A 13,174-nucleotide genomic window follows, 5' to 3' on the forward strand; every position below is an offset into this window, starting at 1 on the left:
ATTGTGGGGCACCTCGATCGCGCTCGGCCAGGCGGCCCGCAGGCTCAGGACTTCTCGGCGACCGCCCCGAAGACCCTGGTCACGGCCTCGACGACCTGGTCGACCTGGGCGTCGGTCAGGTCGGGCATGACATCGATGTGGATCGCGCGGCCGAGGATCTCGTCCGAACGCCCCCAGGCTGCCGCGTCCATCTCGCGGAAGCTCTTGCCCCGCCAACTGACACCCTCGTGCAACGGACCCCAGTGGCTGGCATCGTGCAGGTCGGACGCACTCGGTGTGAACAGCGCCCTGGCCTCGCAGCCCTCGGCCGACAGCGCTTCGGCCACCCACTGCGCGGTGGCAGCATCGGGTGCCAGCCAGATCTTCGAGATGCCGGCCAGACCCTCCGGGTCGTTCTCGACCGCGGAGCGGCAGCCAGCAGCAGCCACGACGTCGGCGGTGCGCTCGACGATCGTCCGCCCGTGTCGGCGGCAGTCGGCGAGGATCGGCTCGAGCTTCTTCAACTGCTCGCCGATCACGGCTCCCTGCAACTCCGACATGCGAGACACGGTGGCGACGAAGCGGTCGGGGCGGTCGAGTTCCTCGATCGCGGCGACGTCGTGGAACATCTGGGCCCGCTCGTACAGGTCGGTGTCGTTGGTGACGACCAGCCCGCCCTCACCGCAGGTGATGATCTTGTTGAACTGCAGGCTGTAGGTGCCCAGCGTGCCCATCGATCCCAGGCGTCGCCCCTTGTAGGAGGCACCGAAGGCCTGCGCGGTGTCCTCGATGACCGGGATGCCGTGCCGGTTGGCCACCTCGAGGATCGCGTCCATGTCGGCAGGGACGCCGCGCATGTGCACCACGACGATCGCCTTGGTGGCGTCGGTGATCCGCGCCTCGATCGCGGTCGGGTCGAGGGTCAGGCTCTCGTCCACGTCGGCCACCACCGGTTGCGCGCCGACGGTGGTCGCGGCGGCAGCTGACGAGACCCACGTGAAGGCAGGCACGATCACCTCGTCGCCGGGTCCGATGCCGAGGGCGGCCATCGCGATGCACAGGGCGGCGGTGCCCGAGTTCACCGCCAGGGCGTGCTTGGTGCCCATGACCTGGGCGGCGGCGACCTCGAAGGCCTCGACCTTCGACGGCCCCTCGACCGGTCCGTAGAACCGGAACAGCCGCTTGGTGCGCAGGGTGTCGGTGACGGCCGCGATCTCCTCCTCCCCGATCCGCATGCCCCCGGGGTAGATCTCGGGCAGGTCATCGGTGACGGCCTTGGGGCCTCCGTTGATGGCCAGGCGGGGGTCGTCCATGTCAGTTGGTCCTTTCGGGGCGTGTGAGGAAGTCGGGGTTGTCACCCAGGCGCGTCACGGCGTCGGGGTCGAGGACGATGCCCAGGCCGGGTTCGTCCGGAATGTCGAGGTGGCCGTCGGTCATCGTCCAGCCGCCGGCGACCAGGTCGTCGACGTAGGCCGAGCCGGCGATGTACTCGATGCGGTCGGTGTCGGGCAGGGCGGCGGCCAACTGCAGGTCGGCGGCCAGCCCGACCGCGGTGTTCCAGCCGTGCGGGATGACCTTGAGGCCGCGGTCGTGGGCGCGCCAGGCGATGTGGCGGATCTCGGAGATGCCGCCGCACTTGGTGACGTCGGGCTGCAGAATGTCGAGTGCTCCGCGCTGGATCCACGGCTCGAACGACTGCCGTCGAGTGAGGACTTCGCCGCCGCTGATCGGTACCGGAGAGTGCTCGCGCAGCAGGACGAAGTCGTCGATCAGGTCAGGACGCAGCGCCTCCTCGAACCAGGTGATGTCGTGGTCGGCGAGCATGTGGGCGGTCTGCAGCGCCCAGCGGTAGTCCTGGCGCCAGGCCGAGTCGCTGGCTCCGGCGTCGATCATCAACTCCGAGTCGTCACTGATCGCCCCACGTGCGGCGGTGACCATCGCCTCGTCGAGGTGGCGCGACTCGCGTCCGAACGGCCCCCAGCCGATCTTGAACGAGCGGAAACCCGCCTCCTCCAATGCGCGCAGGTCGTCGCAGAAGCGCAGGTCGGCGTCCATCAGCAGCGAGGCGTAGGGACGCACCCGGCGCCGGTACGTGCCGCCGAGCAGCCGGTGAACAGGTTGGCCGGTGAGCTTGCCGAACAGGTCCCACAGGGCTTGGTCGATGCCCGAGATGGCGCGGGTGATCGACCCGCCGCGCCCCATCCAGAAGGTGTTGCGGTGCAGGGTCTCGGTCAGCCGCTCAGGCTCGACCGGCTGCCCGACCAGGAAGGGACGAAGCACCTCGAACGCCCCACGGACCAGTGCCGCGCTGGTGAACACGCTCCCCAGGCCGACGTGGGTGTCGGTGTGGACGGCGACCAGGGTGTGCACACTGTCGTCGGCGGTGAGTTCCTCGGCCCAGCCACCAGCGGGCGTCGCGCCGCGCAGGCCACTGCACGACAGGCCTGTGATCTCCACGATGGCAGCCCCGACAGCGCTGTCGCGAACCGGGTGAGAGGAAGTGTCTCGCCAGTCTAGGGACGAAACCGAGTACGTCCGGTGATCGCTCAGCGCGCTGCTCAGGCGTCGGACAGGCGTGCCGCTGCCGCGGCGATCCGCTCGTCCGAGGCGGTCAGGCCGACCCTGACGTGGAGTCGTCCGGCCTCGCCGTAGAAGTCGCCGGGAGCGACCAGGATGCCGCGGTCGGCGAGCCAGTCCACGCTGGCCCGGCAGTCCTCGCCACGGGTTGCCCACAGGTAGATCGAGCCCTCGGAGTGGTCGAGGGTGAACCCGGCCCGCTCCAGCGCCTCACGCATCACCGCACGCCGAGCGCGGTAGCGCTCACGCTGCTCATCGACGTGGCCACGGTTGCGCAGGGCGACCTCCATCGCGGCCAGGATCGGCGCGGCCAGCATCATGCCGGTGTGCTTGCCCAGACCGAGCAGCTCGGTGACGATCTCGGGGTCACCGGCGACGAACCCGGCCCGGTAGCCGGCCATGTTCGACTGCTTCGACAGCGAGTGTGCGACCAGCAGTCCGGTGGGGTCGCCACCGCAGATGTCGGCGTCGAGCACCGAGGTGGGCTCGGCGTCCCAGGCGAACTCGCCGTAGCACTCGTCCGAGGCCAGCACCGCGCCGACCTCGCGGGCGTAGGTGACCCAGCCCTGCACCTGCTCGCGACTGAGGATCGCGCCGTGCGGGTTGGCCGGGGAGTTGATCCAGACCAGCCCGGGGCGCAGGTCACCCAGTTCGGCCGGGTCGTCGCACTCGACCACCGTGGCGCCGATGAGTTCGGCCCCCACCCGGTAGGTCGGGTAGGCGGTGGTCGGGATCACCACGGTGTCGGACGAGGTCAGCCCCAGCAGCGTCGGCAACCAGGCCACCAGCCACTTCGTCCCGATCACCGGCAGCACGCCCTGCTCGGGCAGGACGGGAGTGTTCCAGCGGTCGTGCAGGTGCTCGATGATCGCCTGGCGAAGCGACGCCGGCCCCCACACCGTCGGGTAGCCGTGGGCATCGGTGGCGTGCGCCAGCGCGTCCTGGACGACCTGAGGGGTCGGGTCGACCGGTGTGCCGACCGAGAGGTCGACGATGCCGTCGGGGTGGGACTGGGCTCGCGCCTTGGCGTCGGCGATGGTGTCCCAGGGGAAGTCGGGCAGACGGCTCGACAGCCGCGGACGAGGGCTGCTGGTCACCTGCGCCTCACCGTGCAGGTCAGGCTTCGCCGCGTGGGGCGAGGGCCTCGACGATCGGGTGGTCCTTGTCGATCACGCCCAGCTTCGCCGCGCCACCGGGGGAACCGATGTCGTCGAAGAACTGCACGTTGACGTCGTAGAACTCCTTCTGGTCGGCCGGCAGGTCGTCCTCGTAGAAGATCGCCTCGACCGGGCAGACCGGCTCGCAGGCACCGCAGTCGACGCACTCCTCGGGCTGGATGTAGAGCATCCGGTTGCCCTCGTAGATGCAGTCGACGGGACACTCCTCCACACAGGCCCGGTCCTTGAGGTCGACACAGTCCAGGCTGATGATGTAGGTCACTCGAGGGCTCCTCTGACGTGCGGTTGGCCTTGCGGTGCCCACTCTAGCGCCGAAGACTTGGGACGTTACCCACCACGACGCGGGCGATCTGCATCGGCGTGACTAGAGTGAGGTGGTCCAGGTCGGCCCACTCCCCCGGCCCGCGTTCATCGAAGGATTCCCCACTCCATGTCCCAGTTCGAGGCCGGCACCGGCCTGCGTGGCTACGCCCGCGTGCTCACGCACGGGCCGGCCATCCGCCCGTTCGGGGCCGCCGTCGTCGGACGCCTGCCGATCGGCATGACGAGCCTGGGCATGGTGATGCTGATCCAGCAGGTGCGCGGCAACTACTCGGTGGCTGGCGTGGTCACCGGCGTGTTCGCACTGGCCACCGCGGTCGGGGCGGCGATCTGGGGACGCCTGATGGACCAGCACGGCCAGCCCAAGGTGCTCGTCCCGACGGCGCTGCTCAGTGGTGTGGCGATCGCTGCCCTCGCGGTCGCCGCGGTGTTGGGTGGGTCGAACCTGCTGCTGATCGCCCTCGCGGCCGCGGCGGGGGTGTTCTTCCCGCCGGTCTCGCCGGCGATGCGAGCTGCCTGGCGGGTGATCTTCACCGACGGCCCGTCGCGACGCCTGGGCTACGCGCTGGACGCCTCGGCAGTCGAGGTGATCTTCGTCCTCGGACCGCTGCTGCTGTCGTTGCTGGCCGCGTTCAGCGCACCGCAGGTGCCGCTGCTCACCTCGGCGGCACTGCTGGTCATCGGCACGCTGCTGTACTCCACCACCGAGGCAGCACGCTCGGTGGGGCGCGTGCTCGTCCACGCCGACGGCCACCCGCCGGCACCGGTGGTGCCCGACCTGGCCTCGCTGGTCGAGGGCGAGCGGATCGATCGGGTGCCCCGCACTGCGCTGGCTGCCCCTGGGATCGCGGTGGTGCTGCTGGTGGCCTCGTTGATGGCCGTCGGATTCGGGCAGATGGACACCGCGATCGTGGCCACCGCCGAGGCGGTGTTCGGCAGCACCACCAAGCTCGGGTTCCTGTTCATGTTCATCGCCGGCGGCAGCGCGATCGGCGGCATCACCTACGGCTCACGCGACTGGCCCGGCACCGACCCCGGCCGGCTGGTGCTGCTGCTGAGCGTGTTCGCCGCGTCGCTGGTGCCGTGGCCGTTCCTGCTGAGGTTGGACGAGCCTCCGCTGCCGGTGCTGTTCGCCCTGCTGTTCGTGACCGGTGTGACCATCGCCCCGTCGCTGATCATCTTCCAGGGGTTGCTGGACGCACTGGCGCCGCGCGCTCGGATGATGGAGGCACAGTCGCTGCTGTCGGCCTCGCAGACCACCGGCGCCGCCATCGGCACCGCCGTCGCCGGCTTCACCATCGACGCCTTCGCCGCCCCCGGGGGGATCGTCGGTGCCGCCGTGGCGATCGGAGCAGGAGCAGCGATCGCTGCCTACCTTCGACGGACTCTTCAGCACCGCACGCTGGTCTACTGAGGCGGCCACGGTCGTGGTCGTGCTGGCCCTGACGGTGCTGGCGCCGCGCGTGGCTGGCTACCCGCTGCGCTACTTCTGGCTGTACGAGCCCTCGGTGGTCCTGGGCGGTGCGGCCGTGGGGCTGGCCTGCCTGGTGTCCGCGCTGCGACAGGTTGCGGCGATCAGCCGCCGGTCTTGCACTTGATCTCGTCGCCGGGGTGGTAGCGCCAGAAGTAGTTCTCGCGCTTCACCACGCTGCCGCCCTTGTGGAAGAGCCGCGAGTAGCTCACGTCGAAGCCCTGGATCGGTGCCTGGTACTCGCACTTCGGATCGCTGGACTCGACGGTCTTGCCGGTGGTGAAGTTCGACTTCGCGGGCTCGGTCGAGGTGACCTTGTCGTACACCTTGGTCGACCAGACCCGCACCGTGATCGAGCCCTGCTTGCCCGGGGCACTCTTGTTGACCCAGGCCTGCATGACCACGCCGTACTGGGTGTTGTTGCGGAAGCGCAGGTCGAGCGAGCCGTAGTAGACGGTGGCCTCGCGGCCGGCCGGGTAGCGCGGGAAGTAGAGCGTGTGCGGGTGGTGCTCGACGTCCTCGAGGCCGGCGAAGAATGCGGCGTTGTAGGTGGTGGTGGCCGACTGCGAGATGCCGCCGCCGGTCTCCTTGATCAGCTTGCCGCCGCTGATCACGTAGCCGTCGACGTAACCGTTGGCCGCGGTGCGCGGGCCGAGGGTCTTGTTGAGGCTGAAGATCTCACCCGGCTTGACGAAGGTGCCGTTGATGCCTGCCGCCGCGCGCGACAGGTTGGTGTTGCGGTAGGCGGCGTGCGGGAAGTAGGTGGTGAACTCCCCGGTCACCTCCTTGACGCCCAGCTTGTTGGCCATCTCGGTGGTGAACTCGGCCGGTGCCTTCTCGACCTTGACGGTCACCGTGCGCTCGGCACCGGTCTTGTTCAGCGCAGGCTGCACGACCTTGACGAACTCGGCCTCCTTGATGCCCTCGCCGTCGACCGAGGGGACGACCGCCGGCTTGCCGTTGCGCAGGGTGATCGAGGCGTCGCGGCCCTTGGCCAGCTTCAGCGCGCCGATCGCCTTCTGCGACCCGCTCCAGACCTTCTTCATGTCGGTGCTGACGGTGAAGGTGGAGTTCTCGGCCTTGACCGTGGTCGCGTCGGCGAGCACCGCGACGTCGACCGGGAAGGACTTGCCGTTGGTGGTCTTGACCGTGATCGGCCCGCTCAGCAGCGGCGTGATCTGCTCCTTGGCCACCTGCTCGGCCTCGGCGGTGGTCAGTTCGGGCTCGATGGTGCCCAGCGGGGCGGCGACCTCGGTCGAGGTGCGCCAGGCCGAGACGACCTTGCTGGTCGCCTCGTCCACCTGCAACTCGGCACCCTCGGTGCCGGGGGTCACCTTGGGCTTGAGGTCGGCGACGGCCAGGGCCGCGTCCTTGGGCTGCTTGGCGAAGGTGGGGGCGGCCTTGGTGACCGCGGCCTTGACGGCGCTCTCGTCCACGGTGGTGACCAGGTCGAGTTCCTGGCCGCCGCGCAGTACGTTCCAGATGTGGGAGGGGTTCCACGACTTGCCGGCACCGGCCTTCTCGACGGTGGCCTCGTAGTCGACGGTCATGCCGGCCGCGGCCGGCGTGATCGACACGTTCTTGCCGTCGGCGCTGAGCACGATCGGCGCGGTCGCCTGGGGCTCGAGTTCCTTCTTGAGCACGCTGACAGCCTGCTCACTGGGCATGCCACCGATCGCGATGCCATCGACCGACGCGTTCTTGGGGGTGTTGTCGCCAGCCATGGCGTAGGCGGCAACGTAGAGGCCACCGGCGACCACGAGGGTTCCGCCCAGCAGTCCGGCCGCGATCACTGGGCCGCGGCTGCGGCGCGGGGCGTCGTCCTTCTCGATGGTCAAGGGGGCTCCTCGGTGTGCACGAATCTGGTGCCCCGCTTCGTCCGGGCACAGTGCTCTGCCAGTCACAACGCGCGGGGTCGCCGACGAGTCTACGTGAGCAGGTGGACACGACCGAATCACTCAGGCCGTCCGAGTGTGCTTGAGTCGACAACGAGCATCGACCGAAGGGGAACGACGTGGTCGCATCGTGGGCACGCACACAGGTGGTCGAGGCCCTGCGCGGAGGGCTGGTCGTGTCGTGCCAGGCCTATCCGGACGAGCCGATGCTCGACGCGTCGACGATGGTGCGCATCGCCCGGGCAGCCGTCGCCGGCGGCGCTGTCGCGGTGCGGCTGAAGGGGTTGGACGACCTTGCGCTGGGCGTGCCGGTGCTGCCCGTGCCGGTGATCGGCCTGGTCAAGGTGGGCACCAGCGGGGTGTTCATCACCCCGACGCTCGACGACTGTCTGGCAGTCGCTGCCACCGGTGCCGCCGTCGTGGCCCTCGACGGCACCCGGCGGCCCCGTCCCGATGGACGCACCCTGGCCGCAACCATCGCCGCACTCAAACAGGCCCACCCCGACGTGACCGTGATGGCCGACTGCGGTTCCGCCGACGACGCCCGCGCTGCCCAGGACGCCGGCGCCGACCTGCTCGGCACGACCCTGGCCGGCTACTCCGGCGAACAGCCACCCACACCCGGACCCGACTGGCAGGTGCTCGACGAGGTGGTGGCCCTGGCCGAGGTGCCGGTGATCGCCGAGGGCCGGATCCACACCCCCGACCAGGCCGGCGAGGCCCTGCACCGGGGCGCGCACGCGGTCTGCGTCGGGACGGCGATCACCCACCCGACCACGATCACCAGCTGGTTCGTCGACGCGCTCGACGCACGGGGCGGCTCAGTCGGCTGACGACCGCTCGCGCAGTCGGACGAGGCGGTCGAGCTTCGCGCGGGCGTCGACCAGTTCCCGGCGCACCGGGGCAGCCAGGTCGCCGCGGGCGAGCACCCGGTCGAAGGCGGCCAGGGTCTGCGGTGTGGCATGCCCCCACGGCACGCTGCCGGCGACCACCCGCTGCAGCGTCCAGCCACCGCGGAACTCGGCGCTGGCGGCCATGCCCTCGAGCCACGGCTCGACCAGGTCAGCGGTGAACTCGTCCTGACCGGGAAGGAACAGTCCCTCGGCGATGGCCAGCAGCACCGCATTGCTGGCGTCCCGGTCGTGCAGCAGCACCTCGAGCGCCGCACGTTTGGCACCGGCGTCGGGGCGGGATGCCCGGGCGGTGGTCGCTGCCAGGTCGCCGGCCGAGGTCGGGTCTCGGCGCAGTTCGTCGTCGACCAGTCCGGGCTCAGCGCCCAGCTGTTGCAGCCGCCTGACCGCCAGCCAGCGCAGTTCCTGGTCGAGCTCACGGCCCTGGGGCAGCCGATCGCCTGCCAGCCAGTCGCCCAGCAGGCCGGTGTCCGAGCTGGTGGCGAGCAACAGCCGCCATGCGATCAGTTGCAGGTCCGATCCCGGGGCTGCGTCGTCCAGTCGCCGCAGCGCCACTCGCGCCAGCGCCTGCTGCCGCAGGTCCCGGTGCTCGGGTCGAGCGGCGCGTCCGGCCAAGCCCTGGGCGAACTCGGCCAGCTGGACGAACAGCACCGGCTCGTCCTCGCTGGTCAGGGTATCGAGGATGATCCTGAAGGCGGCGCCCGAGTCGAGGTCGGCGTGCCTGATGCCGTCGCGCAGGGCGTTGAGGATGACCACCCGGACCATCGGGTCGTCGATGCCCGCCCAAGCCGGCACCCGCCAGTCGGCCAACCTGATCCGGGCCCAGGTCTGGTCAGCCGCGTCGGGGACGAGGACCATCGGCTCAGGCCTCTCCCCCACCAGGCCGAAGGCCGCAGGCTCGAGGGCGACCGGCTCGTCGGCGACCTCGGCGCTCACGCGGACGAGCTCTCGTCCGTCTGCTGTCAGGGCAGCGACCTGCACCGCGTGCGGGCGCCACCGGGGTGCCGACTCGGGCGCCTCGCGAACCAGACGCACGACGCAGTCGGGATCGGCCTCGACCCGCAGCAGGTCGAGGCCGCTGGTGCGCAGCCAGACGTCGACCCAGCGGTCGAGGTCGTCGACTCCGGCGCGCGTCCACGATGCGAACAGGTCTGCGGCCGTGGCGTTGCCCCCGGCGTGACCGGTGATGTGGTCACGCAGTCCGGCCAGGAACACCTCGTCACCCACCCGGGCTGCGAGTTGGCCGAGCAGCGCAGCTCCCTTGGCGTAGGAGATCCCGTCGAAGTTCGCCAGGGCTGCCTGGGTGTCGGCGGCACCGTTGCCGGCCACCGGGTGGGTGCTGGGAGCCTGGTCGGCCTCGTGCCCCCAGGCCTTGCGCGCACCGAACGAGATCCGCGGGCGGTAGTGGGTGCGCTCCTCGAGCACCCGTCCGGCCAGGTGCTCGGCGAACGACTCGTTGAGCCACAGGTCGTCCCACCACGCCATGGTGACCAGGTCGCCGAACCACTGGTGGGCCAGTTCGTGGGCGATGGTGTTGGCTCGGGCCTGCACCTGTTCGCTCGAGGCAGCGCCGCGAAACAGCATCTGCTCGCGGAACAGCACGCACCCGGGCTTCTCCATCGCGCCGGCGTTGAAGTCGGGCACGAACACCTGCGCGTAGTCGCCGTAGGCGTAGCGCACCCCGAACAGGTCGTGGAACCCGTCGAAGCTGGTGGCGGTGACCGCGAGCACGTCGTCGGCGTGGCGGTGCAACTGTTCGGCCATCGAGCGCCTGGCCAGCACCTCGAGCCTGATGCCGTCGTGCTCGCCGGCGACCACCTGCCACGGTCCGGCGACCACGGTGACCAGGTAGCTGGCCAGCGGTTCTGGCTGGCGCCAGTGCCAGTAGGTGGGCCCGAGTTGCTCGACCGGCCCGTTGCCGCGCACGATCCAGGTCGGGTCGGGGGTGTGCACCGTCATGTCGACGCCGAACTTGAGGTCGGGCTGGTCGAAGCAGGCGAACCAGCGTGGCGCCGCGTCGAGGAAGCTCATCGCGTACAGGTGCACCGCGCCGTCGGCCGGGTCGACGTGGCGGTGCAGGCCCTCGCCGTCGTGGGAGTAGTCCATCACCGCCTGCACCGCCAAGCGGTTGTCGGCGGCGAGGTCGTCCAGCCTCAGCCGTCGACCAGACAGCGCCGACGGGTCGAGCGGACGTTGATTCAGCTCGGCGCCCACGAGCGTGCGGCAGTCGACGTCGACGAAGGTGGACGAACCAACCTCAGCAGGGAAGGCCCAGGTTGCGGTCGAGGTGAAGTCGTCGTCGCGAAGGTCAAGGACGAGGTCGACGTGGGCCGGGCTGGGCACCTGCCCACCCCACAGCACCCGTGCGCGGGCAGCGGCCTCGTCGGCAGTCAGCGGCTGTGCCATCAACTCCACGCACCATGGGTCGAGATCTCGGACAGGAAGTCGTACTGCTCGACCAGCGGATCGTCGCGGTTGAGTTGGTCGTGCCAGATGCGCAGTTCACCCAGGGTCGGGCTGGTGGTGGCAGAGCCGGGTCGCTGCACGGTCAGTCCGCTGACCAGGACGGCGAAGCGGATCTTGCGCTCCAGCGTCCACCCGGCCACCAGACCTGCGGCCAGACCAGCCCCGAAGACGTCGCCGGCACCACTGGCGTCGACGAACCTGCCGGGGATCGCGGGCACCCGCACCCGCTCCCCGGTACGCCGGTCGGCCGCCATTGCACCATCGCCGCCCAGCGTGATGACCGCGAGCGGCACGTGGTCGAGCAGTGCGTCCAGTGCCCGCTCGGGATCGTCGCTGCGGGTGTAGTGCAGGGCCTCGGTCAGGTTGGGGGTGAAGGCGTGGCAGTGGCGCAGGTCGGGCAGCCGGTCGAGGTCCCAGCGACCGCTCTCGTCCCAGCCGACCGACCCGATCACCAACCCACCTGACGCGCCGGCGGCCATGAGCCACGGCATCGTGAACGGTTGCAGGTGGGCGATCACCACGCGCGCAGCAGGCGGGGTCTGCTGGCGCAACACGCACCGTCCGGGGTGCGGGGTCTCGGCGGTGACCATGGTGCGGTCGCCGTGGTAGTTGAGGATCACCGTCAACGGGGTCTGCCAGCCCTCGTGCACCAGGCAGCCGTCGGTGTCGATGCCCTCCTGCCGGAGCCTGACCAGTGATCCCTGGCCGACCACGTCGTCGCCGACGTCGCTGACCATGGCCGTGCGCAGGCCCAACCTCGCCGAGGCGATCGAGGCGTTCGCGATGCCCCCGGGCACGCTGAGGTAGGCGGCGGTGCGGTGCTCACAGCCCAACGACAGGCCGTCGTCCGGCAGGCCCGAGAAGATCATGTCGTTGAAGTAGAGCCCGTGGCAGGCGACGTCGTGGCGGTGGCCGACGGTGGCCATGGCTTGAACCTCCTCGTTCGCGGCGCGGCGCACTCACGATAGCGTCGTCGGTGATGCCGACGAGAGGGGCCTGAGGTGATCCTGACCATCCTGGGTGGTGGTGGCTTCCGGGTGCCGCTGGTGCACCAGGCCCTGTTGGACGACCCTGACTCGAACCGGGTGACCCACCTGCGGTTGTTCGACACCGATGCCCCACGGCTGCGGGCGGTGGCGGCGGTGTGCGCCGAGCAGGCGGCGGCCTCGTCCTCGCCCGGCATCGAGGTGTCGCTGCACACCGACCTGGCCGAGGCGGTCACCGGGACAGACTTCGTGTTCTCCGCGATCCGCGTGGGAGGGCTGGCCGGACGAGCGTGCGACGAGGCGATCCCCCTGCGGCACGGGGTGATCGGACAGGAGACCGTCGGCGCCGGCGGCATCAGCTACGCCCTGCGCACGCTGCCCGTGGTCGAGCGGCTGGGGCGTGAGATCGCCCGGCTGGCACCCGAGGCCTGGCTGATCTCGTTCACCAACCCGGCCGGCATGGTGACCGAGGCGCTGGCTCCGATCCTGGGTGAGCGGGTGGTGGGGATCTGTGACTCTCCGGTCGGTCTGGCCAGGCGGGCGATCGCGGCCTCGGGTGTGGGGCGCGAGGACCGGGAGCGGGTCGAACTGGACTACGTCGGCCTCAACCACCTGGGCTGGGTGACCGGGCTGCAGCTTGATGGACGCGACCTGCTGCCCGGGCTGATGGCCGACGCCAAGGCGCTGGGTTCGTTCGAGGAGGGACGCCTGTTCGGGCCCGACTGGCTGCAGGCACTGGGTCACCTGCCCAATGAGTACCTGCACCACTACTACTTCACCCGCGAGGCGCTGGCGGCCGACCGTTCGGCACAGGCCAGCCGGGCGCAGGTGATCCTCGAGCAGCAGCGCGCGTTCTACGGTGTGGACGACCCGTCGTCGTCGGGCGCCTGGCAGCGCTGGGAGACCTGCCGGATGGCTCGCGAGACCACCTACATGGCCAGCAACCGCGAGGCGGCCGGCAGCTTCGAGCGTGACCCGGACGACCTGACCGGCGGCGGGTACGACCGGATCGCGCTGCAGATCATGCACGCCATCGCCCACGATCGTCCGGCGAGGTTGGTGCTCAACCGGCCCAATGCCGGCCGGGTGACCAGCGTGGACGACGACGCGGTGATCGAAGCCCCGTGCCTGGTCGACGGTACGGGGATCCAGCCGCTGCCGATCGGTGAGATCCCGGCGCACGGGGTGGGGCTGGTGCAGCAGGTGAAGAACGTCGAACGGACGACGATCGAGGCAGCCCGCGCCGGTGACCGGACGCTGGCGTGGAGGGCGCTGGCCCTGCACCCGTTGGTCGACTCGGTGACCGTGGCGAAGCGACTGCTGGACGACCTGTTGGACGAGGTGCCCGGTCTGGAATACCTGCGCTGATCCCGGCGTCGCCGCTCGAGGA

11 protein-coding genes are annotated in these 13,174 nt (G+C 70.3%); 4 read left to right on the forward strand and 7 right to left on the reverse strand.

What is annotated here, in order from left to right:
- Nucleotides 1–44: 44 nt before the first annotated feature.
- The 4 genes from IE660_RS10550 to fdxA all read right to left on the reverse strand — a co-directional run bounded on the left by IE660_RS10550 (nucleotide 45) and on the right by fdxA (nucleotide 3,996).
- On the reverse strand, nucleotides 45–1,292 hold the full coding sequence (locus tag IE660_RS10550; protein ID WP_203568334.1) for a DegT/DnrJ/EryC1/StrS family aminotransferase: 1,248 nt from the start codon (nucleotides 1,290–1,292) through the stop codon (nucleotides 45–47).
- A gap of 1 nt (nucleotide 1,293) precedes the next feature.
- Nucleotides 1,294–2,436, reverse strand: coding sequence for a mandelate racemase/muconate lactonizing enzyme family protein (locus tag IE660_RS10555; RefSeq protein ID WP_203568335.1), 1,143 nt, complete (start codon nucleotides 2,434–2,436; stop codon nucleotides 1,294–1,296).
- A 101-nt stretch (nucleotides 2,437–2,537) separates the two neighbouring features.
- On the reverse strand, nucleotides 2,538–3,653 hold the full coding sequence (gene dapC, locus IE660_RS10560) for a succinyldiaminopimelate transaminase (protein ID WP_328701926.1): 1,116 nt from the start codon (nucleotides 3,651–3,653) through the stop codon (nucleotides 2,538–2,540).
- Nucleotides 3,654–3,672: 19 nt separating this feature from the next.
- On the reverse strand, nucleotides 3,673–3,996 hold the full coding sequence (gene fdxA, locus IE660_RS10565; RefSeq protein ID WP_203568336.1) for a ferredoxin: 324 nt from the start codon (nucleotides 3,994–3,996) through the stop codon (nucleotides 3,673–3,675).
- Nucleotides 3,997–4,164: 168 nt separating this feature from the next.
- Here fdxA and IE660_RS10570 point away from each other — a divergent pair, with 168 nt between their 5' ends.
- Both IE660_RS10570 and IE660_RS10575 read left to right on the forward strand, forming a co-directional pair.
- Entirely contained in the window at nucleotides 4,165–5,469 is a 1,305-nt protein-coding gene (locus IE660_RS10570; RefSeq protein ID WP_203568337.1) for an MFS transporter, read from the forward strand.
- A 19-nt stretch (nucleotides 5,470–5,488) separates the two neighbouring features.
- Nucleotides 5,489–5,653 (forward strand): hypothetical protein, encoded by a 165-nt coding sequence (locus IE660_RS10575; protein WP_203568338.1) that lies wholly within the window; start codon nucleotides 5,489–5,491, stop codon nucleotides 5,651–5,653.
- On the opposite strand, the gene IE660_RS10580 is transcribed toward IE660_RS10575, so the two are convergent.
- Entirely contained in the window at nucleotides 5,631–7,364 is a 1,734-nt protein-coding gene (locus tag IE660_RS10580) for a VanW family protein (protein WP_203568339.1), read from the reverse strand. The genes IE660_RS10575 and IE660_RS10580 overlap by 23 nt on opposite strands.
- A 176-nt stretch (nucleotides 7,365–7,540) precedes the next feature.
- Between IE660_RS10580 and IE660_RS10585 the strand changes: the two genes are divergently transcribed.
- A complete protein-coding gene (locus tag IE660_RS10585) occupies nucleotides 7,541–8,254 on the forward strand; it encodes an N-acetylmannosamine-6-phosphate 2-epimerase (RefSeq protein ID WP_203568340.1) in 714 nt (237 codons plus the stop codon).
- On the opposite strand, the gene pepN is transcribed toward IE660_RS10585, so the two are convergent.
- Together pepN and IE660_RS10595 are read right to left on the reverse strand one after the other, a co-directional pair.
- Nucleotides 8,243–10,738, reverse strand: coding sequence for an aminopeptidase N (pepN, locus tag IE660_RS10590; protein ID WP_235997844.1), 2,496 nt, complete (start codon nucleotides 10,736–10,738; stop codon nucleotides 8,243–8,245). The two genes, IE660_RS10585 and pepN, sit on opposite strands and share 12 nt — an antisense overlap.
- On the reverse strand, nucleotides 10,738–11,724 hold the full coding sequence (locus IE660_RS10595; protein ID WP_203568342.1) for a carbohydrate kinase family protein: 987 nt from the start codon (nucleotides 11,722–11,724) through the stop codon (nucleotides 10,738–10,740). The genes pepN and IE660_RS10595 overlap by 1 nt, the downstream gene beginning before the upstream one ends.
- Nucleotides 11,725–11,799: 75 nt before the next feature.
- Here IE660_RS10595 and IE660_RS10600 point away from each other — a divergent pair, with 75 nt between their 5' ends.
- Nucleotides 11,800–13,152 carry a 6-phospho-beta-glucosidase gene (locus tag IE660_RS10600; RefSeq protein WP_203568343.1) on the forward strand — a complete coding sequence of 451 codons (1,353 nt, stop codon included), beginning with the start codon at nucleotides 11,800–11,802 and terminating at the stop codon, nucleotides 13,150–13,152.
- The last annotated feature ends 22 nt before the right edge of the window (nucleotides 13,153–13,174 follow it).

It is taken from the genome of Aestuariimicrobium ganziense (genome assembly GCF_015352975.1).
In the GTDB taxonomy this organism is placed as follows: Bacteria; Actinomycetota; Actinomycetes; order Propionibacteriales; family Propionibacteriaceae; genus Aestuariimicrobium; species Aestuariimicrobium ganziense.